The organism is Enterobacter cloacae complex sp. SHL022, from assembly GCF_049237785.1.
GTDB lineage: Bacteria > Pseudomonadota > Gammaproteobacteria > Enterobacterales > Enterobacteriaceae > Enterobacter > Enterobacter hormaechei_C.
In genome coordinates, this window is the sequence record NZ_JBMKJH010000001.1 from 571,565 (window position 1) to 598,266 (window position 26,702).

The following is a 26,702-nucleotide window of genomic DNA, read 5'->3' on the forward strand; positions in this document are numbered from 1 at the left end:
TCCAGCCTGTTTTCCGTCGTCATCACTCAAACACAAATGATTTCAATTATCATTTGTGTTTACAATTCTACATTCTTTTGTACAATTCCAGGCTCTTCTCCATCTCAAAGAGTTCTTACAAGACAAAAACATACAGTTCTCAGGGTTATCCCGATGGAGTTTTTTTCATTTTTATACGGAATGTACAAATGACAATACCACGCATTAAGCTCCTGGCCGTCGCCATTGGCGCTGCCACATGTTCCCCCTTCGTTCACGCAGCCGATCAGGAGACCGTTGTCGTCACTGCAACGGGTTTTGAACAAAAGATCCAGAATGCCCCCGCCTCCATCTCTGTGATTTCAAAACAGCAGATTGAAGATAAAGCCTACCGTGATGTTACCGATGCCCTGAGAGATGTCCCGGGCGTTGTCGTCACTGGCGGCGGGAGCAGCAGTGATATCAGTATTCGCGGCATGGCCTCTCAGTACACCCTGTTCCTGGTGAACGGCAAACGCGTCAGTACGCGAAGCACCCGCCCCAACAGCGACAACTCGGGTATTGAACAAGGCTGGCTGCCGCCGCTGGAGTCCATTGAGCGCATCGAGGTCATCCGCGGCCCGATGTCCTCGCTTTACGGCTCCGATGCGATGGGTGGCGTCATTAACGTCATTACCAAAAAAGTCTCGAACACCAAAGCCTGGACCGGTTCGTTGCATGGCGATGCAACCTTCCAGGAAAATCATGATTCCGGCGATATCTTCCAGACCAACGCCTACGCCTCTGGTCCCCTGATCGACGGACTTCTGGGCGCAAAGGTGACGGGGCTGTTGTCACGCCGCGCAGAAGATAAAATCGTGAACGGCTATAACGAGCAGAAAATGCGTAACGGTGGCATTACGCTGAACTTCACGCCGGACGAGAAGAACGATTTCGACCTCGACTTTGCGCGCGAACTTCAGGACAGAAACAGCACCCCGGGGATGTCGAAAGCGGCTGAAACCTGCCGGGGAACAACCTGTACGCCAAATACCAAAAGCGACTCACGCTATGAGCACACGACCTACTCGTTAACCCACAGTGGTTATTACGAAGACTTCAATACCACCAGCTATATCCAGCAGGAAGAGACCAATAATCCAGGTCGCGAAATGCGCTCCTATAACACCACCTTCAACAACCAGAACCAGATTTTCCTCGGCGATCATACGTTGACCCTCGGCGGGCAGTATCGCTATGAGAAACTGCGCGACAACGGTAATCAGCTGGAAGCTGCTGACGGCCTGAACAAACTGACGCGCTGGAGCTGGGCCCTGTTTGCCGAAGATGAATGGTCAATGACGGAAAGCTTTACGTTGACCGGCGGCCTGCGTATGGACAAAGACCAAAACTACGGTACTAACTGGACGCCGCGCGGTTACGGCGTATGGCACCTGGCCGATCAGTGGACGTTGAAAGGCGGGGTTTCTGCTGGCTATCGTGCGCCGGATCTGCGTCAGTCGTCTGCCAGCTGGGGCCAGGTGACAGGTGGCGGCCGTCTTGACGGTATCATCGTCGGCAACCCGGATCTGAAACCAGAGAAGAGTCTGAGCGAAGAGCTCGCCCTGCTCTGGGATAACAACGATAACCTGAATGCCGGCGTAACGCTGTTTAATACCGACTTCAAGGACAAAATTACGGAAGTTCGCCGCTGTAACAGCAGCGCCGATCCCGCCTGTACGATTGGCGGTCACAGCTATGATTTCGTCAGCGATCGCGTCAACGTGGACAAAGCCAACATGCGCGGTGTGGAGTCCTCCTTCGGGTGGAAGATCACGCGTGATGTGAACTGGACTGCAAACTACACCTATACAGAGTCCGAGCAGAAGAGCGGCCAGTTCTCCGGCAAGCCGCTGAACAAAATGCCGAAACACATGTTCAACACCACCCTGGACTGGCAGGCGACGCCAGACGTCGGGTTCTGGAGCCGTCTGAACCTGCGCGGTAAAACGTCTGAGTACCTGAGCCGCACGTCAATGTCCCAGGGTACGCCGTCCTACACTCAGGTTGATGTCGGTATGCGCTACAACGCCAACAAAAACCTGCTGGTTACTGCCGGTGTGTATAACGTGCTCGATAAGCAGATTGATTACGATACGTATGACACCGTGCTGGATGGCCGCCGCTATACCGTTGGCATGACCTACAGCTTCTGATCTGCCCATAAAAAAGCCCGCTCAACTGAGCGGGCTAAAAGAGAGTAAGTGCGGTTATTATTTAAATCGTTCCGGGAAATCCATTTCACTGTAGCGAACGAAGCGTGTTCCTTTCGTCAGTTTGTAGCCAAACCAGATGATCAGGAACAGCGGAATGCCAATATAGGTGGCCGTGACGGCGCCCCAGTCAATGGTGTCCGCAAGGAAGGCCTCATAGTTCTGACCCAGGGTAATAATCAGGCACAGAACGAAGGCGAAGATCGGCCCCAGCGGGAAGAATCCTGACCGGTACGGCAGGTTATTCAGATCATGCCCCTGCTTGACGTACCCGCGACGGAAACGGTAGTGGCTGATGGCAATGCCCAGCCAGGCAATGAAGCCCGTCATACCAGAGGTGTTCAGCAGCCACAGGTAGACCGTCTGGTTGCCGAACATGGAGGTCAGGAAACAGAGACCCGCAATCACCGTGGTCGCATACAGCGCGTTGCGTGGCACGCCACCGCGAGACAGTTTCGAGAAAATACGCGGCGCTTTACCGTCGCAGGCCAGGGTGTAGAGCATGCGGGTGGAGGCGTACATCCCGGAGTTACCCGCAGACAGTACCGCCGTCAGGATCACCGCGTTCATCACCGCCGCCGCTGAGAGCAGACCCGCGTGCTGGAAGACCAGCGTGAACGGGCTGACGCTGATGTCTTTTACGTCGTTACGCAGCAGGCTTGGGTCGGTATACGGAATGATCAGGCTGATAATCAGGATCGCGAACACATAGAACAGCAGGATACGCCAGAACACCTGACGCACCGCGCGCGGAATATTCTTCTCCGGGTTTTCGGATTCACCGGCCGCAATGCCAATCAACTCGGTACCCTGGAAGGAGAAGCCGACAATCATCGCCACGCCAATCATCGCCGAGAAGCCCCCGGCAAACGGCGCATCGCCTATTGTCCAGTTACTCCAGCCCGCCGGTTCAGCCCCTTTGAAAATACCAACGATCATCGCCACACCGACGACGATAAAGATGATGACGGTTGCCACTTTAATCAAAGAGAACCAGTATTCCGCTTCGCCGAAACCGCGCACGGAGATGTAGTTCAGCAGGAAGATGACCGCCAGGAACAGGGCGCTCCAGATCCAGCCGGGCGTGTCCGGGAACCACCAGGTCATTACCAGCTGTGCCGCGACGAGGTCAACGGCGATGGTCACCGCCCAGTTGTACCAGTAGTTCCAGCCCAGCGCGAAGCCGAAGCCTTCCTCAACGTATTTTTGTCCGTAGGTCGAAAACGAACCAGACACCGGCATGTATGCCGCCAGTTCGCCCAGGCTGGTCATCAGGAAGTAGACCATCAGGCCAATCAGTATATAAGAGAATAATGCCCCACCCGGGCCGGCTGCCGAAATTGTTGCGCCAGAGGCAACGAAAAGACCCGTACCGATGGAGCCGCCAATGGCGATCATCGTCAGGTGACGCGCCTTAAGTGCGCGACGTAGCGCGGGCGCTTGTGTGGTTTTAGTTTCTGAAACCATGTGAAAATGCTGTCCATTCAATAAATGAGGCGCGATTGTAGCAGACGATCTGCGTTGCTTCCGGCAGAAATACTCAGTTATAAGAGAGCTTCATGACTCGGCCAGGATTATAAGTAAAGCATAATTTTTCCCTCTCCCCTTTGGGGAGAGGGCCAGGGTGAGGTGCGCTTTTACATCTCGCAGTAGCGCAGAAAACGCTGGAGCGAGCTGGAAAGGTGTTTCTGACGATGATGGATGCACCACAGCGTGCGCACCAGCTTCGGCAGCGGAACGGGGATCTCAACCAGTGAGCCGGTTTCCAGCTGTTCGGCAATCACCCGTCGGGAAAGACAGCTAATGCCCAGACCATGGCGTACGGCATGCTTAATGGCCTCGGAGTTACCTAATTCCATCCCTAACTGGAACTGCGGTAGATGGGACAGCAGTAGATAATCGACAATCTCACGCGTGCCGGAGCCCTGCTCTCGCAGGATCCACTGCGCTTGCGCCAGCCGCTCCAGCGTGACCTCGCCCTGGAGTAAAGAAGAGGCCGGGGAGGCAAACACCACCAGCTCATCCTCCAGCCAGGGCTCCGCAATGATATCCACGTTGTGGCACGGCCCTTCGATAAGCCCGATGTCCACGCGGAAATCAATCACCGCGTTGATCACGTCCTGGCTGTTGCCGACGCTCATCTCCAGCGGCAGGGTCGGAAAATCCCGGCGGTAGCGGGCAATCACTTCCGGCAGGATGTAGTTACCGATCGTGCTGCTGGCGTAGACGCGAATAGCGCCGTTGTCCTCGCGGAACAGCTGTTCGATCTCCGTCGCCTGCTCCAGTAAAGCCAGGGCACGCGGATACAGCAGGCGGCCATGTTCGTTCACCACCAGCCGCTTCCCTACCCTGTCGAAAAGCTGGACGCCCAGTTGCCCTTCAAGATCGGTCAAGGCCGCGCTAACGGCGGACTGCGAGAGCGCCAGCATTTGTGACGCCTGGGTTGTCGAGCCGCTTTTCAGCACCTCGGCAAAAACTTCCAGCTGACGCAATGTAATGTGCATGGTTGCTTACCACTTATAAAGATTGATTATAAATATATAATCAATTTTATTTTTAAGCCAGAGCGCCGTAACCTTTAGCCAGACAAAGGAGAAGGTTATGTCAGAAATCACCTTACAACATCATCGTACAGTGTGGCACTTCGTGCCGGGTCTCGCGCTCAGCGCCGTGGTTACCGGCGTGGCCTTATGGGGCGGCAGTATACCGGCGGTTGCCGGTGCAGGGTTCAGCGCCCTGACGCTGGCCATTCTGCTCGGCATGGTGGTCGGGAACACCGTTTACCCGCACATCTGGAAATCCTGCGACGGCGGCGTGATTTTCGCCAAGCAGCATTTATTACGTCTCGGGATCATCCTTTATGGCTTCCGTCTCACCTTTTCGCAGATTGCGGATGTGGGGGTCAGCGGGATTGCCATTGACGTCCTGACCCTTTCGAGCACCTTTTTACTGGCGTGCTTTATCGGCCAGAAGATCTTTGGGCTGGACAAACAGACCAGCTGGCTGATCGGTGCGGGTAGCAGCATCTGCGGCGCGGCGGCGGTACTGGCAACAGAACCCGTCGTTAAAGCCGAAGCCAGTAAAGTCACGGTTGCCGTCGCGACGGTAGTTATCTTCGGTACGCTGGCGATCTTCCTGTATCCGGCCATGTATCCGCTGGTGGCGCACTGGTTTAGTCCGGAAACCTACGGCATTTATATCGGCTCAACCATGCACGAAGTGGCGCAGGTGGTGGCGGCAGGTCACGCCATTAACCCGGAAGCGGAAAACGCGGCGGTCATCGCCAAAATGCTGCGCGTGATGATGCTGGCCCCGTTCCTGATTTTCCTCGCGGCGCGGGTTAAACAGCTTGCTCCGGCAGGCGGCAGCGAGAAAAGCAAAATCACCATTCCGTGGTTTGCGATCCTGTTCATCGTGGTCGCTGTCTTCAACTCTTTCCACCTGCTGCCAAAAGCGATGGTGGATATGCTGGTCACGCTGGATACGGTCCTGCTGGCGATGGCAATGGCGGCGCTGGGCATCACCACGCACGTCAGCGCGCTGAAAAAAGCCGGGGCGAAACCGCTGCTGATGGCGCTGGTGCTGTTCATCTGGCTGATAGTTGGCGGCGGTGCGATTAACCTTGCGGTACACAGCCTGTTGGCATAAACCATCTCGTCCTTCTCCTGTTAACCCGTTATCATAGGCATTTCGGGTTAACAGGAGTCTTTTTATGAAATATGTTGGAGCGCACGTCAGCGCTGCCGGTGGCCTTGCGAATGCCGCCATTCGCGCCGCCGAAATCGAGGCGACCGCTTTCGCCCTGTTCACCAAAAACCAGCGCCAGTGGCGCGCAGCTCCCCTCACCGCGGAAGTGATTGATGACTTCAAAGCCGCCTGCGAGAAATACGGCTACGGGCCTGGCCAGATCCTTCCCCATGACAGCTACCTCATTAACCTCGGTCACCCGGTTGCCGAGGCGCTGGAAAAATCCCGCGAAGCGTTCCTGGATGAGGTTCAGCGCTGTGAGCAACTGGGGCTAACGCTGCTGAATTTCCATCCCGGCAGCCATCTGATGCAAATCGACGAAGACGCCTGTCTGGCGCGCATCGCCGAGTCAATTAACATGACGCTGGATAAAACCCAGGGCGTGACGGCGGTGATTGAGAATACCGCCGGTCAGGGCAGCAACCTCGGCTTTAAGTTTGAGCATCTGGCGGCGATCATCGACGGCGTGGAAGACAAATCCCGCGTGGGCGTGTGCATTGATACCTGCCACGCGTTTGCGGCCGGTTATGACCTGCGCACAACCGAGGCCACAAAAAATACCTTCGAGGAGTTCGAGCGTATTGTTGGTTTTAAATATCTTCGCGGTATGCACTTAAACGATGCGAAAAGCGCCTTTGGTAGCCGCGTTGACCGCCATCACAGCCTGGGCGAAGGCAACATCGGCCACGATGCGTTCCGCTTTATCATGCAGGACGCTCGCTTCGACGGTATTCCGATGGTGCTGGAAACCATCAATCCGGACATCTGGGCAGAAGAGATTGCCTGGCTGAAGGCACAGCAAACCGCTGAACAGGCGGCATAAAAAAAGCCGGGTTGCATTAGCACCCGGCTTTTTTATTGCTTACCGCTTACGCTGCTTTCGCCACAACTTCCGCTTCCGGACGTTTCAGCACCGCGTAAGAGAGGCCCGCCACCAGCGTACCGGCAACAATCGCCAGCAGATAACCCAGCACCGGCGTGATGGCGCCAGGGATCAGCAGGACAAACAGACCGCCGTGCGGCGCCATCAGTTTCGCACCTACGGCCATGGAGATAGCCCCCGTCACCGCACCACCCACGATACAGCACGGCAGAACACGCATTGGATCGCGCGCCGCAAACGGAATTGCGCCTTCGGTGATGAAGCACAGGCCCAGCACCAGCGCAGCTTTACCGCCTTCCTGCTGCGCTTTATCGAACTTACGACGGGCAATGATCGTCGCCAGGCCAAGCGCCAGCGGTGGCACCATACCTGCCGCCATGATCGCCGCCATCGGCGCGTAGGTCTGGGTACTCAGCAGGCCAACGCCAAACGCATATGCCGCTTTGTTCACCGGACCACCCATGTCGGTACACATCATACCGCCGAGGATTGCGCCCAGCAGCACCGCGTTCGCCGTCCCCATGGTTTGCAGCCAGTGGGTCAGACCTTCCAGAATGCCCGCGACCGGCTTACCGATCAGGTAAATCATCGCCAGACCGACCACCAGGCTGGAAATCAGCGGGATGATCAGGATAGGCTTCAGCGCTTCCATGCTCTGCGGCAGCTTCAGCTTCGAGCTGATCAGCTTCGCCACATAACCGGCGAGGAAACCGGCAATGATACCGCCGATAAAGCCAGAACCGGTGCTCACGGCCAGCATACCGCCGATAAGACCCGGCGTCAGACCCGGACGGTCAGCAATGGAGAAGGCGATAAAGCCCGCCAGCACTGGCACCATCAGCGCAAACGCGGAGCCGCCGCCAATCTGCATCAACGCGGCCGCCAGCGTGCCCGGCTCTTTAAACGCCTCGATACCAAAGGCGAAGGAGAGCGCAATACACAGGCCGCCCGCCACCACCATCGGCAGCATGTAGGACACGCCGGTCAGCAGGTGACGATACGCACCCGCAGACTCTTTTTTCCCTTCAGTCGCAGTTTTAGCCGCACCGGTTGCCTGATACGGTTTGGCTTCTGCCAGCGCCTTATCAAACTCCTGCGCGGTCTTCTTCAGCGCCAGGCCGGTAGAGGTACGGTACATCGGCTTGCCGGCAAACTTCGCCAGATCCACTTCGATATCCGCCGCCACAATCACCAGATCGGCTTCCGCCACCTCTTCAGGCGTGATGGCATTGCCCGCGCCAACAGAGCCGCGAGTTTCAACCTTCACCCACCAGCCACGTTTTTTCGCTTCGGTTTCAATGGCTTCAGCCGCCATAAAGGTGTGCGCCACACCTGTCGGGCAGGCCGTTACCGCAACAATGCGTTTCGGCCCAACGGCGGCAACCGGCGCCGCCTCAACAGGTGCGCTGTAAACCGTCGCATGACCTTTTGCTTCGCTCAGAAACAGTTCAGGATGTGCCACCGCGCGATTAATATCACCCAGCCACACTTTTTTGCCGTTCAGGGCGCTGTCAGCGGGGATTTTGTCGCCCAGAACAATCGCCATTTCAGCATCACCCGGGTTATCAATGATATCCAGGTGCGCTTTTTGTGCCGCCGCGCCCAGCAGGGTCTTCGCCATATAGGCACGAGCCTGTCCGAGACCGGAGTCAATGATCAGCAGCGTTTTCATTATTCCTCTCCTGCTGTTAGTTAAAAGGTTTTAAGTCAACGCGCGCCATCATCGCGGCTAACTGGGTACGATCGGTAATACCGACATTGCTCTGGCTCACGGCCAGGGCCGCAACGGCGGTAGCAAGACGTAAGGTATGTTCACTGGATTCGCGCATCAGCAGACCGTAGATCAGACCGCCAACCATCGAATCCCCGGCACCCACGGTGCTGACCACCTCCATTGAAGGCGGTTTGGCAATCCATTCCCCGGAGGCGTTAACCCACAGGGCACCTTCTGCACCCAGCGAAATCACCACGTGAGCGATACCCTGCTCGCGCAGCGCATGGGCAGCGTCAATCACATCCTTTAATTCTGGCAGCTTACGGCCCGCCCAGATCTCCAGTTCGCGGCGATTAGGCTTAACCAGCCACGGAGAGGCTTTCAGACCGGCGACCAGCGCGTCGCGGCTGCTGTCGAAAATAATGCACGGGCACTGGCTGCGCAGGCGCGTCATCCAGTCGGTGAACGCTTCCGGGCTAACGCCGGAGGGCAGACTGCCGCTGACGCACACCATGTCAAACTGGCCCAGCCAGCTCAGGGAATCGGCAACAAAGCGCTCCCAGTCAGCCGGGGTCACTTCGAAGCCGGAGAAGTTCAGATCGGTCACTTCACCGTCTTTCTCGGTCAGCTTAACGTTAATGCGGGTACGGCCCTGCACAACCTGAAAACGGTTGGCGATGCCCAACTCGCTGAACAGCTGCTGAAAACCGTCCTGGTTGTCTTTACCGAGGAAGCCGCCAACGGTGACGTCGATGCCGAGATCTTTCAGCACTTTCGCCACGTTAATGCCTTTCCCTGCGGCATGCAGGCCGGTCGTCCGCACCAGGTTAACTTCGCCACGCTCAATTTCCGGGCAGAACCCCACCAGATCGTAAGCCGGGTTCAGCGTAATGGTCGCAACACGTCTGCTCATTATGCGCCCTCCCCCAGACCAGCCGCGATGGCGTCGCCAATCGCTTTCAGCGCCTGTTCAGCATCCGCACCCTGCGCGGTAAAGCGCAGACGATGGCCTTTCTTCACGCCCAGCGCGACAACTTTCATCAGGCTGCGCCCGTTGGCTGGTTTACCCGAACCGTCCAGATTGGTCACGGTGATCTCACTTTCAAATTGTTTAATGGTATTCACCAGCATGGTGCCCGGACGGGCATGCAGGCCATGTTCGTTACGCACCACGTACTCTGCGCTCAGCAGGTCATCCGTCAGCGCATCGTCGCTGGTCAGCAGAGCCAGCACCGTCGCCGCGTCTGCGTTCAGCAGTTTTTCAGCTTTATTGTTCAGCAGCAGATCGCCCAGACGCTTCAGCACGGAAACCGGCTGATCGTCAGTCATGGCAACCGTTACCAGCATCGCGGCGCGTTCGCCGTCGGTCTCAAAGGCAACCGCAGCACGGCTGACCGCGATAGCGCTGCGCAGGTTACCTTCAGCGCTGTCGTTCAGCCAGATGCCCTGCCCCAGGTTTAATGGCTTATCATTGATTGCGCGCGTCACAAAAGCGGTATCCGCCGCACCGACCTCTTTCAGGCGAGCCGCATTCAGCGCCTGGAGCGTTACCAGATCGGACGCAACGACGTCCAGCGTCAGGGTTTCATTATCCAGCTTCAGCGCTTCGCTCTGTTTTTCGCCCATCAGCAGGGCACGCAGTTCTTCAGCAGTGGTGGCGGATTTAAGCTGTTCCGCGACGGCATCATCACTCAGCACGTGCGTCAGCTGACGCAGCAGGCCCAGGTGTTCGTCACCGCTGGCCGCGATGCCGATCGCCACATAAGCCACCTGACCCTCGCCCCACAGCACGCCCTGCGGGAACTGGAAGACCTGCACACCGGTTTTCAGCACCTGATCGCGGGTGTCCGTGGTGCCGTGCGGAATTGCAATACCGTTACCGAGGAAGGTGGAGGTCTGCTGTTCACGCGCCAGCATGCCGTTGACGTAGCCGTCAGCCACGTTGCCAGCCTGCACGAGCGCAGCGGCGACCTGGCGAATAGCCTCTTCTTTATTCCCGGCCTGTTCGCCCGGGTGAATATCCTGAACAGATAACTGGAACATGATTCTCCTCTCCTGCTGAAATTGAATCGTTTCAGCTTAACTGAGAAAATAGGCGCTAACCTGCTTCTTCAGGACATGCAAGATAGCGCTGAAACGTTTCAAGAAGTCTTGTCTTTTCTACAAAAGGTTGCAAGAAAAGTTACATTTCTTGTTGCAGAATTTAGAAGTGCAGCACATTTCTTCTTCAGTTCAGGGGATTTTGTTGATGTTCAGCAAACAGGTTCAGCACGCTTCAGCGAGGCGGCGCGAAAGTGAAATGCCATTTTGATTTTTTGTAGCAATCTTGACTTTACCCTCTGTTTATTTAATGACGGGCGGCGTAAACTCCGCCTCTCTCTGTTACTCGCAAAGACTGAACATGCATAACACCCCCGCTGCCGCCTCACCAAAGCCCTTTGATTTGACGTCAACGGCGTTTTTGATCGTTGCTTTCCTCACCGGTATTGCCGGTGCGTTACAAACGCCTACGCTGAGCCTCTTTCTGACCAACGAAGTCCACGCCCGCCCGGCGATGGTTGGCTTCTTCTTTACCGGGAGCGCCATCATTGGCATTTTTGTCAGCCAGTTTCTTGCCGGTCGTTCAGACCGCAAAGGCGATCGCAAAAGCCTGATCGTTTTTTGCTGCCTGCTCGGGGTATTTGCCTGCCTGCTGTTTGCCTGGAACCGTAACTACTTCATTCTGCTGTTCGTGGGCGTCTTCCTGAGCAGCTTCGGCTCGACCGCCAACCCGCAGATGTTCGCCCTTGCCCGCGAGCATGCCGACCACACCGGGCGGGAAGCGGTGATGTTCAGCTCGATACTGCGCGCGCAGGTGTCGCTGGCGTGGGTGATTGGCCCCCCGCTTGCCTACGCGCTGGCGATGGGTTTTGGCTTTACGGTGATGTACCTCAGCGCAGCCGTGGCCTTCGTGGTATGCGGCGCGATGGTCTGGTTCTTCCTGCCCTCCATGCGTAAAGAGCCGAAAGTGGCGACTGGTACGCTGGAAGCTCCGCGACGCAACCGCCGCGACGCGCTGCTGTTATTCATTATCTGTACGCTGATGTGGGGAACGAACAGCCTCTATATCATTAATATGCCGCTGTTTATTATTGATGAGCTGCATCTGCCGGAGAAGCTGGCCGGGATCATGATGGGAACCGCCGCGGGGCTTGAGATCCCCACCATGCTGATTGCGGGTTATTACGCGAAGCGCTTCGGCAAGCGCTTTTTGATGCGCGTCGCCGCCGTAGCCGGGCTGCTGTTTTATGTCGGTATGCTGACGGTTCATACGCCAGCCCTGCTTCTGGCTTTACAGCTGCTGAACGCCATTTACATCGGTATTCTGGCCGGTATCGGCATGCTCTACTTTCAGGACCTGATGCCGGGTCAGGCAGGCTCTGCCACCACCCTTTATACGAATACCACCCGCGTGGGCTGGATTATTGCAGGCTCACTGGCGGGCGTTGTGGCTGAAATCTGGAACTATCATACGGTGTTCTGGATTGCGCTGGTGATGTGCGTCATGACGCTGAGCTGCCTGACGCGAATCAAAGACGTTTAAGGCGCGGTGAGCGCTTCCAGCTCAAGCAGATAAGTGATGGCCTGCTGGCGCGTACTGCCGCACATTTCGGCGGTTGGCTGGAGCCCGGAGCACACCTTCGGGCGTAAAGGCGAGCCAAAGATCATGCACAGGTTAGTGTCAGAGAGCTGAACGCAGCGGGTATTGGCAGGCTTGCCCGCCGGCATGCCTGGAATGGGGCTTGAGATGGACGGTGCGGTACAGCACGCGCCACAGTCGGAACGACAATCCATACATGCCCTCTGTTGGTGGCTGATACCCGCGCAGTCGGGCATTGCGCGCACAGTAACACCTTTTATGTATTGATAGCAAAACCCACGAATTCCGCTTGCCTGAAAGGCCGCGCGCGAGTAATTTGGCGCGATATTTTTTACCTCCCGTAAACAGGATTACTGCAATGCCAAGAGCGAACGAAATTAAGAAAGGTATGGTACTGAATTACAACGGCAAACTGCTGATTGTGAAAGATATCGACATTCAGGCACCCAGCGCCCGTGGCGCAGCAACGCTGTACAAAATGCGTTTCTCCGATGTCCGCACCGGCCTGAAAGTGGAAGAACGTTTTAAAGGCGACGATATCGTCGATACCGTAACCCTGACCCGTCGCTACGTTGATTTTTCCTACATTGACGGCAACGAATACGTGTTCATGGATAAAGAAGATTACACCCCGTATATCTTCACCAAAGATCAGATCGAAGAAGAGCTGCTGTTTATTCCTGAAGGTGGGATGCCGGACATGCAGGTGCTGACCTGGGATGGCGTGCTGCTGGCGCTGGAACTGCCGCAGACCGTTGATTTGGAAATTGTTGAAACGGCACCGGGCATCAAAGGCGCGTCTGCAAGTGCGCGTAACAAACCGGCTACCCTGACTACCGGTCTGGTCGTACAGGTGCCAGAGTACCTGTCGGCGGGCGAGAAAATCCGTATCCATATCGAAGAAAAACGCTATATGGGTCGTGCTGACTGATTGTGGCATTTGCCGGGTGGCGGCTACGCCTTACCCGGCCTACAAAAACACAAAAACCGGCCTCAGAGCCGGTTTTTCGTAGGCCCGGTAAGCGTAGCGCCACCGGGCAATGAGACTTAAAGAAGTTCAGGATACTTCGTCATTTTCAGCGCCATCTCGATACCGCGCACTTCCGCCATCCCTTTCAGACGGCCAATCGCCGAATACCCTGGATTCGTTTTCTTGCGCAGATCGTCCAGCATCTGGTGCCCGTGATCCGGACGGAACGGGATAGGACGAACATCTCCTGCCTGCTTACGACGAACCTCTTCAGAGAGAATGGCATCCACCACCGCAACCATGTTCACGTCGCCGCCAAGATGGGCTGCTTCGTGGAAGGTTTTTGGATTCTCTTCACGGCAGGTTGCACGCAGGTGGGTGAAATGAATGCGATCGCCGAAGGTTTCGATCATCCGCACCAGATCGTTATCCGCCCGCACCCCATACGAGCCCGTACACATGGTAAAGCCGTTGTAGATGCTATCCACCGTCTCTTTTAGCCACTGCATATCTTCAATCGTAGACACAATACGCGGCAGGCCGAGGATAGGACGCGGTGGATCGTCCGGATGAACCGCCAGCCGCACGCCGACTTCTTCTGCCACCGGCACGATAGCGCGCAGGAAGCGCGCCATGTTTTCACGCAGCTGGTTTTTATCGATATCGCCATATTCCGCCAGGCGCGCGCGGAACTGATCGAGGGTATAGCCCTCTTCCGCCCCCGGCAGGCCCGCGATGATATTGCGAACCAGCTTCTCAATGTCCGCTTCACTGGCGGCATTGAACCACGCCAGCGCCTGCTGCTGCTCTTCGGCGGTGTAGTCTGCTTCCGCACCCGGACGCTTCAGAATGTGCAGCTCGAAAGCCGCAAAAGCGATTTGATCGAAACGCAGCGCCTTCGAACCATCGGCCATTACATATTCCAGGTCGGTACGCGTCCAGTCCAGAATCGGCATAAAGTTGTAGCAGACGGTATCAATACCGCAGGCTGCCAGGTTACGAATGCTCTGCTGATAATTCGCAATCCAGGTATCACACTCACCGGAGTGGGTTTTGATATCTTCGTGAACCGGAATACTTTCCACAACAGACCAGGTTAACCCCTTCTCTGCCAGCTGAGCCTGACGCTTTTGGATTTCCTCCACCGGCCACACCTGACCGTTCGGAATATGATGCAGCGCCGTGACCACACCCGTTGCGCCAGCCTGACGCACATCATCAAGAGAAACCGGATCGTTCGGCCCGTACCAACGCCAGGTTTGTTCCATTGCCCCACCCTCTCAAGTTGTTATACCAATATATGTTACCTCAATGACGACTACCATACATGTTTAATCGAAGTGGTCAATACAGCGCGTGACATTGATTGATCAAACTCACATAACAGGGATATTTACGGCTTACCAATTTAATTTGTTGTCATATAACTTTACACTGGCATTGTTAATTAATGGTTAATCAGGTGTGTACTACATGAAGACTATTGCCTCCACCGCGCTTCCTGCTCATGTCCAGCAGCCCCGCTACGATCGCGAGCAGTTACGCTCCCGCATCGTCCATTTCGGTTTTGGCGCGTTCCACCGGGCGCATCAGGCGTTGTTAACAAACCGGGTACTAAATGCCAGAGGAGGCGACTGGGGAATTTGTGAGATTAGCCTCTTTAGCGGCGATGTCCTTATGCGCCAGCTCCGGGCGCAGGATCATCTGTTTACCGTTCTGGAGAAAGGTGCCGAAGGCAATCAGCCCATTATTATCGGTGCAGTAAAAGAGTGCCTGAACGCCAAACTCGACTCGCTGGCAGCCATTATTGAGAAGTTCTGCGAACCACAGGTGGCAATTGTCTCCCTCACCATTACCGAAAAAGGCTACTGCATCGATCCGGCGACGGGAAAACTGGATATGCAGAACAGCCGCATCCTGCACGATCTCGAGCATCCGTCTGAACCACATTCCGCACCGGGTATTCTGGTCGAAGCGCTTCATCGCCGCCGCGAGCGTGGCCTGCCGGCGTTTACCGTGCTCTCCTGCGACAATATTCCCGACAACGGCCACGTGGTGAAAAATGCCGTTCTCGGCATGGCCGGAAAGCGTTCCGCAGAGCTGGCCGCATGGATCGAGGCGCACGTGAGCTTCCCTGGCACCATGGTCGACCGAATCGTGCCCGCCGCCACCGACGCCTCACTCGCGGAAATCACCCAGGAACTTGGCGTTGAAGATCCCTGCGCCATCAGCTGTGAACCGTTCATTCAGTGGGTAGTGGAAGATAACTTTGTCGCCGGACGTCCGGAGTGGGAGGTTGCAGGCGTACAGATGGTTGAGGATGTCCTGCCCTGGGAGCAGATGAAGCTTCGGATGCTGAACGGCAGCCACTCCTTCCTCGCGTATCTGGGCTACCTTGCTGGCTACGCGCACATAAATGAATGTATGCAGGACGACAGTTTCCGCGAGGCTGCCCGCAGGCTGATGCTGAATGAGCAGGCCCCTACGCTGCGCATCACCAACGTTGATCTGACAGCCTATGCTGACAGCCTGCTTAACCGCTTCGCCAACCCGGCCCTTCAGCATCGTCCATGGCAAATCGCCATGGACGGCAGCCAGAAGCTGCCTCAGCGCATGCTGGATGGGATCCGCATGCATCTTGAGCGTAACACCGCCTGGCCATTACTGGCGCTGGGGGTGGCGGGCTGGATGCGCTACGTCAGCGGTACGGACGAACAGGGCAACGCCATTGACGTCCGCGATCCGCTGAGCGACAAGTTTCAGGCCATTGTCGCCACCAGCAGCGACGCAGAACGCGTTAGCGCCCTGCTGACGTTAAATGAAATCTTTGGCGACGACCTGCCGCAAAACCCTGTCTTTGTCGAGGCAATTACCGGCGCGTACCAGCGCCTCGTCCGGCTCGGCGCGCACCAGGCCGTTATCGAAACGTTAAAAATTTAGCGATTATTGCGTTTATGGCGAACGGCATTACGCTCCGTTCGCCCTCCCTCTTCTCAATGCCCGATTTTTTCGTCAGGATGATAGGTAGTTGTTACTACATCACAATTATTTATCGGAGCGCACGTGACCAAAACCAACCTGATCACCGGTTTTCTCGGCAGCGGTAAAACTACGTCCATTCTGCATTTGCTGGCCAATAAAGATCCGGCGGAAAAGTGGGCCGTGCTGGTCAACGAATTTGGGGAAGTCGGCATCGACGGCGCGTTGCTCGCCGACAGCGGCGCGATGGTGAAAGAGATCCCGGGCGGGTGTATGTGCTGCGTGAATGGTCTGCCGATGCAGGTCGGGCTGAATACGCTGCTGCGTCAGGGCAAGCCGGACCGGTTGCTGATTGAGCCTACCGGGCTGGGTCATCCTAAGCAAATCCTTGATTTACTGACCGCCCCGGTATACGAGCCGTGGCTTGAGCTGCGTGCGACGCTTTGCCTGTTAGACCCCCGCCAGCTGCTGGATGAAAAAACGATCAACAACGACAATTTCCGCGACCAGCTCGCCTCGGCAGATATTATCGTGGCGAATAAATCCGATCGCGCGACGGCTGAGAGTCAGGCCGCGTTCGAGTCCTGGTGGCAGCAGGCTGGCGGTGGACGTCAGTACGTGCAGACCACCCAGGGCAACATTGATGGCGCCCTGCTCGATCTTCCCCGCCTCAACCAGACGCAACTGCCTGCCAGCGCAGAGCATTCGCATAGCCACGGCACGAAGCAAGGCCTGGCTGCACTGAGCCTGCCGGAACATCAGCGCTGGCGTCGAAATTTGAACAGCGGTCAGGGGCACCAGGCCTGCGGGTGGATCTTCGATGCCGATACGGTTTTCGACACCATTGGTATACTGGAATGGGCGAGACTGGCGCCGGTTGAGCGGGTAAAAGGGATCATGCGCACTCCGGATGGTCTGGTGCGCATTAACCGTCAGGGCGAGGATTTCTTTATTGAAACCCAGAATGTCGCGCCACCCGACAGCCGGATAGAGTTAATTAGTGCGGTTAATACCGACTGGAATGCTCTCCAGTCAAGCCTGTTGAAGCTTCGTTTAAGTTTGGGCGGCTAACGTTGCCCCTGATTTCACACATTGCTGAAGACTATGACGACTCGACTTCCTGCTATTTTATTGCTCAACGCTGCCGGTCTGGCGCTCTTTTTCTCCTGGTATATCCCGGCGGATCACGGTTTCTGGTTCCCGCTGGATTCCGGGCTGTTCCACTTCTTTAACCAGGCGCTGGCGAAGAGTGAAGCCTTCCTGTGGCTGGTGGCGATCACCAACAACCGCGCGTTTGACGGCTGTTCGCTGCTGGCAATGGGCTGTCTGATGCTCTCCTTCTGGCTGAAGGAAGACAAAACGGGTCGTCGCCGTATTCTGATTATCGGTCTGGTGATGCTGCTGGCAGCCGTGATTATCAACCAGCTGGCGCAGCATCTGATGCCAGTTAAACGCGCCAGTCCTTCGCTCTTTTTCCCGAATATTAACCGCGTCAGCGAGCTGCTTCATATTCCAACCAAAGACGCGTCGAAGGACAGCTTCCCGGGCGACCACGGTATGATGCTGCTGATTTTTGCTGGCTTCATGCTGCGCTATTTTGGTAAAAAAGCCTTCGCCATCGCCCTGGTTATTGTGGTGGTATTTGCATTCCCGCGAGTGATGATTGGTGCTCACTGGCTGACAGATATCGTCGTAGGCTCCCTCACGGCGGTGTTAATTGGTTTACCGTGGGTGCTGATGACCCCACTGAGCGATCGCGTAATAGGTATTTTTGATCGCTATCTTCCCGGTAAATTTAAACAAGTCAGAAACAAATAAATAACGCAAATTAACACCATTCATCGGGGATCGTTTTCGGTCCCTGAGTCTCTTCTTTCCGGCGTCATTCAACGCTGTCATCATCCTGTCATACAATTCGTGATAAAAATGAAGCAATTGCAGGGATTATCGGTATGAATGGCGGCATTTTGAGCAATTCCGCGCTGTAACTTTGTGTATCACATTTTCTTATAAAAAATCGGACTTTTTTGCTCGCAATACCCCGTGCAATCGGTTAACCTCAAACTCGTTTTGCCCCACTGAGATAATTATTATCATGGTGAATAATTTTGTGCGTTGAGCCACAGTTTTCACCATAAAGAATTGTCTCATTGTGAACAGATAATTAGTCTCGTCACGGTTGGCATTTTTATAACGATATTTTCGTTAAGGACTTCAAGGGAAAACAAACAAAATGGTCAAATCTCAACCAATCTTGAGATATATCTTGCGGGGGATCCCGGCGATTGCAGTGGCGGTTCTGCTTTCGGCATGTAGTACGACGAATACCGCGAAGAATATGCATCCTGAGACGCGTGTTGTGGGAATGGAAGATTCCTCTTCACTGCAAGCCTCTCAGGATGAATTTGAAAATATGGTACGTAATCTCGACGTTAAGTCGCGTATTATGGATCAGTATGCTGACTGGAAAGGCGTGCGTTACCGTCTGGGCGGCAGCACCAAGAAAGGCATCGATTGTTCCGCTTTCGTACAGCGCACGTTCCGTGAGCAGTTTGGGTTAGACCTTCCGCGTTCTACCTATGAACAGCAGGAAATGGGCAAGTCCATTTCGCGTACTAAACTACGCACGGGCGATTTAGTCCTGTTCAGAGCAGGTTCAACCGGTCGACACGTTGGCATCTATATCGGTAACGATCAGTTTGTCCATGCTTCCACCAGCAGCGGTGTGACGATTTCCAGCATGAACGAACCTTACTGGAAGAAACGCTACAACGAAGCTCGCCGCGTTCTGAGCCGTAGTTAATATTGTTGTCGTATCGTTGGTTATCCCTTGGCTGGCGATACGATAAAAAAAGCACTGCTCCGGCAGTGTTTTTTTTTGCCCGTTACACTGATAACTATCCAGCGGCATTTCAGGAATCACGACATCTATGTTAACCCGCTACTTCTCCAGCAACCGCAAGATACTGTTTATCAGTTTCCTTACAGGGTTATTCACTGCCCTGCTTCTGGGAGCATTACAGTTTTACTGGAGTTATCACAAGCGAGACGTCAGATTCGATACTCTCATTACCGATTTAAGCGTTTACATGGAGAGCTATTTCGATGAGCTCAAAATGTCGATTGATACGCTCCAGCCACTCACGCTGAACAGCTGCGAGGAAGTGAGTGCCGCCCTGACCTCCCGGGCGGCCTTTAGCATCAACGTGCGCGCCTTTTTGCTGGTCAGGGATAAACAGGCCTTCTGCTCCTCGGCAACAGGCCCGATGAATACCCCGATGGAAAAGCTTATCCCTCAGCTACATATCAGCAAACCTGTTGATATCGCGCTCCTGCCGGGCACGCCAATGCTGCCGGATAAGCCCGCGATCGCCATCTGGTATCGCAATCCGCTGGTGAAAGACGGCGGCGTGTTTACGTCCGTCAACCTCAACCTGTCGCCTTATCTTCTCTATACGTCACGTCAGGATGAATTTGCCGGGATATCGATCGTCATTGGCGATTCCGCGTTATCTACACAGTCCGGAATGCTGATCCAGGCGCGGGATTTGCCTGACGTCCCTGCCCGTAGCGCCACGCTGAAAAATATTCCATTGACCGTTAACGTTTATGCGCAAGCCTGGACAACCGATGAACTGCTCTACGCGGTGTTTTTCGGCCTGGTCTGCGGTATCGCGGCGGGCCTGTTGAATTTCTATATTCTTACTATCCGTCTCAATCCGGGGAAAGAGATCCTCACGGCCATCAAGCACGACCAGTTTTACGTGGTCTATCAACCCGTCGTGGATGCGCAGTCGCTCAGAATGACCGGGCTGGAAGTCCTGATGCGCTGGAAGCATCCGGTGATGGGCGAAATTCCACCGGATGCCTTTATTAACTTCGCTGAAGCGCAGAAGCTGATTGTCCCGCTGACGCTGCATCTTTTTGACCTGATTATCCGCGATGCCCCTGTCCTGCAAACGGTGCTCCCGCCTGGGGCCAAGTTTGGGATCAACATCGCGCCCGGGCATCTGCATGCGGAAAGCTTTAAAGAGGATATGCGCGCGTTTCTCGCCGCCCTTCCGCCCGATCACTTCCAGATTGTGCTGGAAATAACCGAGCGCGACATGATTAACCACCGCGAGGCAAATCAGCTGTTCGAATGGCTGCACAATGAAGGTTTTGAAATCGCCATCGATGATTTTGGCACTGGCCACAGCGCGCTGATCTATCTGGAACGCTTCACGATGGATTACCTGAAAATTGACCGTGGCTTCGTGAATGCCATCGGGACTGAAACCGTCACCTCGCCAGTGCTTGACGCGGTGCTGACGCTGGCAGAACGTCTGAATATGATAACCGTCGCCGAGGGTGTTGAAACGCCCGAGCAGGCGGCGTGGCTGCGCGAGCATGGCGTAAACTATCTTCAGGGCTACTGGATTGGCCGCCCGATGCCGCTGGAGCAGTTCAGGACGTGGCAACCCGATATCACGCTCGGGGAATAATTTCACAATCACGGCGCTGTCCCTTATTATTCTGTTCAACCGAGCCTGTCTGTGAACAAAGGGATCCGCCGCACTATGATTATGCGCGTTGTGTTGACGCTGTTGGCGCTGGTGAGCCTGTCGAGCCAGGCGCAGACCATCAAAGAGAGCACGGCCTTTGCCGTCATTGGCGAGCCGAAGTACGCGGTTAACTTTAACCACTACGATTACGTCAACCCAGCCGCCCCGAAAGGCGGAAACGTGACGCTTTCCGCCACGGGAACATTTGACAACTTTAACCGCTTTGCCCTGCGCGGCGTAGCGGCAGCGCGTACCGAATCCCTCTATGACACGCTGTTCGTCACCTCCGACGACGAGCCCGGCAGCTATTATCCCCTGGTCGCCGAGAACGTACGTTACGCCGATGATTTCAGCTGGGCAGAAATCGCGATTAATCCGCGGGCGCGTTTTCACGACGGTACGCCGGTTAGCGCCCGCGACGTGGCGTTCACCTTTCATAAATTTATGACCGAAGGCGTGCCGCAGTTTCGTCTGGTGTACAAGGGCACCACGGTGAAAGCCATCGCCCCGCTGACCGTGCGAATCGAACTCCCTGAGGCGAACAAAGAGAATATGCTGAGCCTGTTCTCCCTGCCCGTCATGCCCGAATCCTTCTGGAAAAACCATAAGCTGAGCGATCCCCTCTCTACCCCGCCGCTGGCCGGAGGGCCGTATCGCATTACCGACTGGCGAATGGGCCAGTATGTGATCTATTCCCGTGTGAAAGATTACTGGGCAGCCACGCTGCCGGTAAACCGGGGCCGCTGGAACTTCGATACAATCCGCTACGACTACTACCTGGATGATAACGTGGCCTTCGAGGCATTTAAGGCAGGCGCATTTGATTTACGTGTCGAGAACAGCGCCAAAAACTGGGCGACCCGCTATATCGGAAAAAATTTCGCGAAAGGCTATATCGTTAAAGACGAACACAAAAACGAATCCGCGCAGGACACGCGCTGGCTGGCGTTTAATATTCAGCGCCCGGTTTTTTCCGATCGTCGGGTGCGTGAAGCCATTACCCTGGCGTTTGATTTCGAATGGATGAACAAAGCGCTGTTTTACGGAGCCTACAGCCGGGCGAACAGCTATTTCCAGAATACTGAATATGCCGCCCGTGATTATCCCCACGCGGACGAGCTGGTTTTGCTGGCGCCAATGAAAGCGGAGCTACCGCCGGAGGTGTTCACCCGCATATTTGAACCGCCCAAATCCGACGGAAACGGGTTCGACCGGGACAACCTGCTGAAAGCCAGCAACCTGCTGGATGACGCTGGCTGGGTGCTGAAAAATCGGCAACGGGTTAATGCGCAAACCGGTAAACCGCTCAGCTTCGAACTGCTGATTGCCTCTGGCGCAAACGATCAGTGGGTGCTGCCGTTTAAGAAGAACCTTGCCCGGTTTGGCGTCACTATGAATATCCGCCAGGTCGATATGGCCCAGTTGACTAACCGCAAGCGCAGTCGCGATTACGATATGATGCAGACCCTGTGGGCCGCCCAGCCGTGGCCGAGTTCAGATCTGCAAATCTCCTGGGCATCGGGGTATATCGACTCCTCCTACAACGCCCCGGGCGTAAAGAGCCCGGTGATTGATGCGCTGATTGCAAAAATTGTGGCCGCTCAGGGCGATAAGAACAAGCTTCTGCCGCTTGGCCGCGCGCTCGATCGGGTATTAACCTGGAACTATTACATGCTGCCGATGTGGTATATGGGCGAAGATCGCGTGGCCCGCTGGGATAAATTCTCCCTGCCTGCCGTTCGCCCGGTTTACACCCTCGGCTTTGACACCTGGTGGTATGACGTGAATAAAGCCGTAAAATTGCCCGCAGAGCGGCGTTAAGGAGTGACGATGGGCGTTTATCTTATCCGCCGGCTGCTGTTAGTGATCCCGACGCTGTGGGCCATCATTACCATTAACTTTTTTATCGTCCAGATCGCCCCCGGCGGTCCGGTGGACCAGGCGATTGCGGCAATAGAATTTGGTCACGCTGGCGGCATGCCGGGCGGCGGCGGCGAAGGAATGGGGGCCAGCCATGCCCGGACGGGCGTGGGCAACATCAGCGAAAGCCACTACCGGGGCGGTCGGGGTCTGGATCCGGAGGTGATCGCCGAGATCACCCATCGCTATGGTTTTGACAAGCCGCTGCACGAGCGCTATTTCAGGATGCTATGGGATTATGTCCGTTTCGATTTTGGCGACAGCCTGTTTCGCAGCGCCTCGGTGTTAACCCTGATCAAACAAAGCCTGCCGGTTTCCATCACGCTCGGACTGTGGGGGACGCTGATTATTTATCTGGTCTCCATTCCGCTGGGGATAAGGAAAGCGGTCTACAACGGTAGCCGTTTCGATATCTGGAGCAGTACGTTTATTATCATCGGCTACGCTATTCCGGCGTTTCTGTTTGCCGTGCTGTTGATTGTTTTTTTCGCAGGCGGCAGTTATTTCGACCTCTTCCCGCTGCGCGGGCTGGTCTCCGCGGATTTCAGCACGCTGCCGTGGTATCAGAAAATCACCGATTACTTCTGGCACATCACGCTGCCGGTGCTGGCGACGGTCATCGGCGGTTTTGCGGCGCTTACGATGCTGACCAAAAACGCCTTTCTTGATGAGATCCGCAAACAGTACGTCGTCACCGCGCGCGCCAAAGGCGTCGGTGAAAAGCAGATCATGTGGAAGCACGTTTTTCGTAACGCCATGCTGCTGGTGATTGCAGGTTTCCCCGCCACGTTCATCAGTATGTTTTTTACCGGCTCGTTGCTGATAGAAGTGATGTTCTCGCTCAACGGATTAGGGCTGCTGGGCTATGAGGCCACCGTCTCCCGTGATTATCCGGTGATGTTTGGCACACTCTACATTTTCACCCTGATCGGCCTGCTGCTGAACATCATCAGCGATATCAGCTATACGCTGGTCGATCCCCGTATCGATTTTGAGGGCCGCTGATGTCGCGTTTAAGCCCCGTCAATCAGGCCCGCTGGGCGCGCTTTCGCCACAACCGTCGCGGCTACTGGTCGCTGTGGATCTTCGCCGTCCTGTTCGCCTTAAGTATGTGTTCGGAACTGATTGCCAACGATAAACCCCTGCTGGTGCATTTCAAAGACCGCTGGTATGTACCGGTGCTTACTACCTATAGCGAAAGCGATTTTGGCGGCCCATTTGCGACGCCAGCCGAGTACCAGGATCCCTGGTTACGTGAGCAGATAGCGCAGCACGGCTGGGCTATCTGGGCACCGATTCGTTTTGGCGCGAACAGTATTAACTTCGCCACGTCTACCCCCTTCCCTTCGCCGCCTTCCGCGCAAAACTGGCTGGGAACGGACGCCAACGGCGGCGATGTGCTGGCGCGCATCCTCTATGGCACCCGCATCTCGCTCCTGTTTGGGCTGCTGCTGACGCTCTTTAGCAGCGTAATGGGCGTTGTGGCGGGCACCGTGCAAGGCTATTACGGGGGTAAAATAGATTTATGGGGACAGCGCGTGATTGAAGTCTGGTCCGGTATGCCAACGCTGTTTCTGATTATCCTGCTGTCCAGTGTGGTACAGCCTGGCTTCTGGTGGCTGCTCGGGATCACCGTCCTGTTCGGCTGGATGGCGCTGGTCGGCGTGGTGCGCGCGGAGTTTCTGCGCACGCGGAATTACGACTATATTCGCGCCGCGCAAGCGTTAGGCGTGAGCGATCGCGCAATCATCTTCCGCCACATGCTTCCCAATGCGGTGGTGGCGACCCTCACCTTCCTGCCGTTTATTTTGTGCAGCTCCATTACCACCCTGACGTCGCTTGATTTTCTTGGTTTCGGTTTGCCACTGGGCTCACCGTCCCTTGGCGAACTGCTGTTGCAGGGCAAAAACAATCTCCAGGCCCCCTGGCTGGGCATCACCGCATTCCTCTCCGTGGCGGTGCTGCTTTCCCTGCTGATTTTTATTGGCGAAGCCGTGCGCGATGCCTTCGATCCCAACAAGGCGGTATGACATGACCCGGCCTCTTCTGAGCATAGAAAACCTGTCGATTGCGTTTTCAAAGCAGGGCGAATCACGCACGGTAGTGACGGATTTATCGTTGCAGATCCAGCGCGGAGAGACGCTGGCGCTGGTCGGGGAATCCGGTTCCGGTAAAAGCGTCTCGGCACTTTCGGTGCTGCGCCTGCTCCCCTCCCCGCCGGTCAGCTATCCGCAGGGGGATATTCTGTTCCATGGACAATCGCTGCTGAACGCTGACGAGCAAACCCTGCGCGGCATTCGTGGCAATAACATCGCCATGATTTTTCAGGAGCCGATGGTGTCGCTCAACCCTCTGCATACGCTGGAAAAACAGCTCTATGAAGTGCTGTCCCTTCATCGGGGAATGCGTAAAGAGGCAGCGCGGGGTGAAATTCTGGACTGCCTTGAACGCACCGGTATTCGTCATGCGGCGAAACGGCTGAACGATTTCCCGCACCAGCTTTCCGGCGGCGAGCGCCAGCGCGTGATGATCGCAATGGCCCTGCTCACGCGCCCCGAACTGCTGATTGCCGATGAACCCACCACCGCGCTGGACGTCACGGTGCAGGCGCAAATTCTGCAACTGCTGCGCGAGCTTCGCGACGAGCTGAAAATGAGCCTGTTGTTCATTACGCACAACCTGAGCATCGTGAAAAAGCTTGCTGACACGGTGGCCGTGATGCAAAACGGCCGCTGCGTGGAACAGAACCGGGCATCCGTCCTGCTGAGCGCGCCTCAGCACCCGTATACACAGCGCCTGCTCGATAGCGAACCCGCTGGCGACCCGGTTCCGCTTAACGCTGACAGCGCGCCGTTGCTGAGGGTTGAGGGGCTGTCGGTGTCATTCCCGATCCGCAAAGGCATTCTCCGTCGCGTGGTCGATCACAATCATGTCCTGAAAGACATGAGTTTCGCTCTGCGTCCGGGCGAGTCGCTTGGGCTTGTGGGCGAATCCGGCTCGGGCAAAAGCACCACCGGCCTGGCGCTGCTGCGCCTGATCGCCTCTCAGGGAAGCATTGTCTTTGACGGCATGCCGCTGCAAAACCTGAATCGCCGGATGATGCTTCCTGTCCGCCCGCGGATGCAGGTGGTATTTCAGGATCCAAACTCTTCGCTTAACCCGCGCCTGAGCGTATTACAGATTATTGAAGAGGGCCTGCGCGTCCACCAGCCGACAATGACGGCGCAACAGCGTGAAATCGACGTGAAGCGGGTGATGGAGGAAGTGGGTTTAGATCCCGAGACCCGGCACCGGTATCCGGCTGAGTTTTCTGGCGGACAGCGCCAGCGTATAGCGATTGCCCGCGCGCTGATCCTGAAACCTGAGCTGATCGTGCTGGACGAGCCAACCTCTTCCCTGGACCGCACCGTGCAGGCGCAAATTCTGGTGCTGCTGAAGGGGCTACAGGAAAAGCATCGGCTGGCCTATATCTTTATCAGCCACGATTTACAGGTGGTGCGTGCGCTTTGCCATCAGGTGGTGGTATTGCGGCAGGGAGAAGTCGTGGAGCAGGGAGAGTGCCAGCGCGTATTCACTGCGCCTGCGCAGGATTACACGCGCCAGCTATTGTCCGCTGACTAGCACTCAGAAAGGGTATTGACCGGAGAACGGCTCGGCAATGGCCACGCCGAAGTTTTTCAGACGACAGGTGGCGGCAAACTCATCCTGGCTGTTAACAAACAGGCACGGCTCACCTTCGCATTCCAGCACGGAGCTGTCCACTTCGATGTCCGTCAGCGCCTGGCTGAGACGTTCCATAACCGGCCACGCATTTTCATCGCTCGGGCTGAGCAGTTTGAGCGCCACCAGGCAATTATCCTCCCCGGCAACGCTTTGCGGAATCGGTTCAACTTTCGAACCAGCAAAACCCGTCGACCAGCGATAGCTCTGGGGCAAGCGATGGACAATGGAGAGTTGTAATGTATTCACGTTCAGATCCCCGGAAGCAAATTTACTTCACAATTTATTTACATTTATAGTAACACATCATCGCCAACCTGCACTGTTTAGCGGATTTTATAGGCGTTGCAGGCT

23 protein-coding genes are annotated in these 26,702 nt (G+C 55.8%); 15 read left to right on the forward strand and 8 right to left on the reverse strand.

Features of this window, described 5'->3' with window-relative positions; genetic code table 11:
- The first annotated feature begins 188 nt into the window (after positions 1–188).
- The gene (locus tag ACOTZD_RS02705; protein WP_421636247.1) at positions 189–2,174 is read left to right on the forward strand and encodes a ligand-gated channel protein; all 1,986 of its coding nucleotides are present in this window, start codon (positions 189–191) and stop codon (positions 2,172–2,174) included.
- 57 nt (positions 2,175–2,231) lie between these two features.
- Here the strand turns inward: ACOTZD_RS02705 and ACOTZD_RS02710 are convergent, their stop codons facing one another.
- Together ACOTZD_RS02710 and yieE are read right to left on the reverse strand one after the other, a co-directional pair.
- Positions 2,232–3,698, reverse strand: a complete 1,467-nt coding sequence (locus tag ACOTZD_RS02710; RefSeq protein WP_003859336.1) for an amino acid permease — start codon at positions 3,696–3,698, stop codon at positions 2,232–2,234.
- Positions 3,699–3,868: 170 nt separating this feature from the next.
- Positions 3,869–4,735 (reverse strand): DNA-binding transcriptional regulator YeiE, encoded by an 867-nt coding sequence (gene yieE, locus ACOTZD_RS02715; RefSeq protein WP_003859337.1) that lies wholly within the window; start codon positions 4,733–4,735, stop codon positions 3,869–3,871.
- Positions 4,736–4,832: 97 nt separating this feature from the next.
- Between yieE and ACOTZD_RS02720 the strand changes: the two genes are divergently transcribed.
- A complete protein-coding gene (locus tag ACOTZD_RS02720; protein WP_003859339.1) occupies positions 4,833–5,879 on the forward strand; it encodes a YeiH family protein in 1,047 nt (348 codons plus the stop codon).
- Between the two features lie 64 nt (positions 5,880–5,943).
- Positions 5,944–6,801, forward strand: coding sequence for a deoxyribonuclease IV (gene nfo, locus ACOTZD_RS02725; protein ID WP_003859342.1), 858 nt, complete (start codon positions 5,944–5,946; stop codon positions 6,799–6,801).
- A 46-nt stretch (positions 6,802–6,847) separates the two neighbouring features.
- On the opposite strand, the gene fruA is transcribed toward nfo, so the two are convergent.
- The 3 genes from fruA to fruB are packed head-to-tail and all read right to left on the reverse strand — an operon-like array spanning position 6,848 to position 10,618.
- Positions 6,848–8,533 (reverse strand): PTS fructose transporter subunit IIBC, encoded by a 1,686-nt coding sequence (gene fruA / locus ACOTZD_RS02730; RefSeq protein WP_003859344.1) that lies wholly within the window; start codon positions 8,531–8,533, stop codon positions 6,848–6,850.
- Between the two features lie 16 nt (positions 8,534–8,549).
- Positions 8,550–9,488, reverse strand: coding sequence for a 1-phosphofructokinase (gene fruK / locus ACOTZD_RS02735; RefSeq protein WP_006811313.1), 939 nt, complete (start codon positions 9,486–9,488; stop codon positions 8,550–8,552).
- Positions 9,488–10,618 (reverse strand): fused PTS fructose transporter subunit IIA/HPr protein, encoded by a 1,131-nt coding sequence (fruB, locus tag ACOTZD_RS02740; RefSeq protein ID WP_003859349.1) that lies wholly within the window; start codon positions 10,616–10,618, stop codon positions 9,488–9,490. Before fruB ends, fruK begins: the two co-directional genes overlap by 1 nt.
- A gap of 75 nt (positions 10,619–10,693) precedes the next feature.
- Here fruB and ACOTZD_RS02745 point away from each other — a divergent pair, with 75 nt between their 5' ends.
- The gene (locus ACOTZD_RS02745) at positions 10,694–10,873 is read left to right on the forward strand and encodes a hypothetical protein (protein WP_136129487.1); all 180 of its coding nucleotides are present in this window, start codon (positions 10,694–10,696) and stop codon (positions 10,871–10,873) included.
- A gap of 103 nt (positions 10,874–10,976) precedes the next feature.
- Complete coding sequence (setB, locus tag ACOTZD_RS02750) at positions 10,977–12,158, forward strand: sugar efflux transporter SetB (protein ID WP_032609703.1); 1,182 nt, start codon at positions 10,977–10,979, stop codon at positions 12,156–12,158.
- Here the strand turns inward: setB and ACOTZD_RS02755 are convergent.
- On the reverse strand, positions 12,155–12,409 hold the full coding sequence (locus tag ACOTZD_RS02755) for a zinc/iron-chelating domain-containing protein (RefSeq protein ID WP_023324973.1): 255 nt from the start codon (positions 12,407–12,409) through the stop codon (positions 12,155–12,157). The two genes, setB and ACOTZD_RS02755, sit on opposite strands and share 4 nt — an antisense overlap.
- A 164-nt stretch (positions 12,410–12,573) precedes the next feature.
- On the opposite strand from ACOTZD_RS02755, the gene yeiP reads away from it, so the two are divergent.
- Positions 12,574–13,146 carry an elongation factor P-like protein YeiP gene (gene yeiP / locus ACOTZD_RS02760; protein WP_003859355.1) on the forward strand — a complete coding sequence of 191 codons (573 nt, stop codon included), beginning with the start codon at positions 12,574–12,576 and terminating at the stop codon, positions 13,144–13,146.
- A 116-nt stretch (positions 13,147–13,262) separates the two neighbouring features.
- Here the strand turns inward: yeiP and uxuA are convergent, their stop codons facing one another.
- Positions 13,263–14,453, reverse strand: a complete 1,191-nt coding sequence (gene uxuA / locus ACOTZD_RS02765; RefSeq protein ID WP_072139471.1) for a mannonate dehydratase — start codon at positions 14,451–14,453, stop codon at positions 13,263–13,265.
- A 205-nt stretch (positions 14,454–14,658) separates the two neighbouring features.
- Here uxuA and ACOTZD_RS02770 point away from each other — a divergent pair, with 205 nt between their 5' ends.
- The 9 genes from ACOTZD_RS02770 to yejF all read left to right on the forward strand — a co-directional run bounded on the left by ACOTZD_RS02770 (position 14,659) and on the right by yejF (position 26,249).
- The gene (locus ACOTZD_RS02770) at positions 14,659–16,125 is read left to right on the forward strand and encodes a mannitol dehydrogenase family protein (RefSeq protein WP_059371104.1); all 1,467 of its coding nucleotides are present in this window, start codon (positions 14,659–14,661) and stop codon (positions 16,123–16,125) included.
- A gap of 123 nt (positions 16,126–16,248) precedes the next feature.
- Positions 16,249–17,235, forward strand: coding sequence for a CobW family GTP-binding protein (locus ACOTZD_RS02775; RefSeq protein WP_045331129.1), 987 nt, complete (start codon positions 16,249–16,251; stop codon positions 17,233–17,235).
- A gap of 33 nt (positions 17,236–17,268) precedes the next feature.
- Entirely contained in the window at positions 17,269–17,982 is a 714-nt protein-coding gene (locus tag ACOTZD_RS02780) for a phosphatase PAP2 family protein (RefSeq protein ID WP_174402079.1), read from the forward strand.
- A gap of 415 nt (positions 17,983–18,397) precedes the next feature.
- Positions 18,398–18,967, forward strand: a complete 570-nt coding sequence (gene mepS, locus ACOTZD_RS02785; protein ID WP_003859364.1) for a bifunctional murein DD-endopeptidase/murein LD-carboxypeptidase — start codon at positions 18,398–18,400, stop codon at positions 18,965–18,967.
- A 127-nt stretch (positions 18,968–19,094) separates the two neighbouring features.
- Entirely contained in the window at positions 19,095–20,648 is a 1,554-nt protein-coding gene (locus ACOTZD_RS02790) for a cyclic di-GMP phosphodiesterase (protein WP_003859366.1), read from the forward strand.
- A 75-nt stretch (positions 20,649–20,723) separates the two neighbouring features.
- On the forward strand, positions 20,724–22,529 hold the full coding sequence (locus ACOTZD_RS02795; RefSeq protein WP_174402080.1) for an extracellular solute-binding protein: 1,806 nt from the start codon (positions 20,724–20,726) through the stop codon (positions 22,527–22,529).
- A gap of 9 nt (positions 22,530–22,538) precedes the next feature.
- Positions 22,539–23,633 carry a microcin C ABC transporter permease YejB gene (locus tag ACOTZD_RS02800; RefSeq protein WP_137041822.1) on the forward strand — a complete coding sequence of 365 codons (1,095 nt, stop codon included), beginning with the start codon at positions 22,539–22,541 and terminating at the stop codon, positions 23,631–23,633.
- Positions 23,633–24,658, forward strand: a complete 1,026-nt coding sequence (locus tag ACOTZD_RS02805) for a microcin C ABC transporter permease (protein ID WP_174402081.1) — start codon at positions 23,633–23,635, stop codon at positions 24,656–24,658. Before ACOTZD_RS02800 ends, ACOTZD_RS02805 begins: the two co-directional genes overlap by 1 nt.
- 1 nt (position 24,659) lies before the next feature.
- On the forward strand, positions 24,660–26,249 hold the full coding sequence (gene yejF, locus ACOTZD_RS02810; RefSeq protein ID WP_174402082.1) for a microcin C ABC transporter ATP-binding protein YejF: 1,590 nt from the start codon (positions 24,660–24,662) through the stop codon (positions 26,247–26,249).
- Positions 26,250–26,252: 3 nt separating this feature from the next.
- On the opposite strand, the gene ACOTZD_RS02815 is transcribed toward yejF, so the two are convergent.
- A complete protein-coding gene (locus ACOTZD_RS02815) occupies positions 26,253–26,597 on the reverse strand; it encodes a YejG family protein (RefSeq protein WP_003859372.1) in 345 nt (114 codons plus the stop codon).
- Positions 26,598–26,702 lie beyond the last annotated feature (105 nt).

Excerpts from the sequence above, each read along its gene's own strand:
- ACOTZD_RS02705 (WP_421636247.1), top strand. The coding sequence starts at position 189 with ATGACAATACCACGCATTAAGCTCCTGGCCGTCGCCATTGGCGCTGCC.
- ACOTZD_RS02710 (WP_003859336.1), bottom strand. The coding sequence starts at position 3,698 with ATGGTTTCAGAAACTAAAACCACACAAGCGCCCGCGCTACGTCGCGCA.
- yieE (WP_003859337.1), bottom strand. The coding sequence starts at position 4,735 with ATGCACATTACATTGCGTCAGCTGGAAGTTTTTGCCGAGGTGCTGAAA.
- ACOTZD_RS02720 (WP_003859339.1), top strand. The coding sequence starts at position 4,833 with ATGTCAGAAATCACCTTACAACATCATCGTACAGTGTGGCACTTCGTG.
- nfo (WP_003859342.1), top strand. The coding sequence starts at position 5,944 with ATGAAATATGTTGGAGCGCACGTCAGCGCTGCCGGTGGCCTTGCGAAT.
- fruA (WP_003859344.1), bottom strand. The coding sequence starts at position 8,533 with ATGAAAACGCTGCTGATCATTGACTCCGGTCTCGGACAGGCTCGTGCC.
- fruK (WP_006811313.1), bottom strand. The coding sequence starts at position 9,488 with ATGAGCAGACGTGTTGCGACCATTACGCTGAACCCGGCTTACGATCTG.
- fruB (WP_003859349.1), bottom strand. The coding sequence starts at position 10,618 with ATGTTCCAGTTATCTGTTCAGGATATTCACCCGGGCGAACAGGCCGGG.
- ACOTZD_RS02745 (WP_136129487.1), top strand. The coding sequence starts at position 10,694 with ATGCAAGATAGCGCTGAAACGTTTCAAGAAGTCTTGTCTTTTCTACAA.
- setB (WP_032609703.1), top strand. The coding sequence starts at position 10,977 with ATGCATAACACCCCCGCTGCCGCCTCACCAAAGCCCTTTGATTTGACG.
- ACOTZD_RS02755 (WP_023324973.1), bottom strand. The coding sequence starts at position 12,409 with ATGGATTGTCGTTCCGACTGTGGCGCGTGCTGTACCGCACCGTCCATC.
- yeiP (WP_003859355.1), top strand. The coding sequence starts at position 12,574 with ATGCCAAGAGCGAACGAAATTAAGAAAGGTATGGTACTGAATTACAAC.
- uxuA (WP_072139471.1), bottom strand. The coding sequence starts at position 14,453 with ATGGAACAAACCTGGCGTTGGTACGGGCCGAACGATCCGGTTTCTCTT.
- ACOTZD_RS02770 (WP_059371104.1), top strand. The coding sequence starts at position 14,659 with ATGAAGACTATTGCCTCCACCGCGCTTCCTGCTCATGTCCAGCAGCCC.
- ACOTZD_RS02780 (WP_174402079.1), top strand. The coding sequence starts at position 17,269 with ATGACGACTCGACTTCCTGCTATTTTATTGCTCAACGCTGCCGGTCTG.
- mepS (WP_003859364.1), top strand. The coding sequence starts at position 18,398 with ATGGTCAAATCTCAACCAATCTTGAGATATATCTTGCGGGGGATCCCG.
- ACOTZD_RS02790 (WP_003859366.1), top strand. The coding sequence starts at position 19,095 with ATGTTAACCCGCTACTTCTCCAGCAACCGCAAGATACTGTTTATCAGT.
- ACOTZD_RS02795 (WP_174402080.1), top strand. The coding sequence starts at position 20,724 with ATGATTATGCGCGTTGTGTTGACGCTGTTGGCGCTGGTGAGCCTGTCG.
- ACOTZD_RS02800 (WP_137041822.1), top strand. The coding sequence starts at position 22,539 with ATGGGCGTTTATCTTATCCGCCGGCTGCTGTTAGTGATCCCGACGCTG.
- ACOTZD_RS02805 (WP_174402081.1), top strand. The coding sequence starts at position 23,633 with ATGTCGCGTTTAAGCCCCGTCAATCAGGCCCGCTGGGCGCGCTTTCGC.
- yejF (WP_174402082.1), top strand. The coding sequence starts at position 24,660 with ATGACCCGGCCTCTTCTGAGCATAGAAAACCTGTCGATTGCGTTTTCA.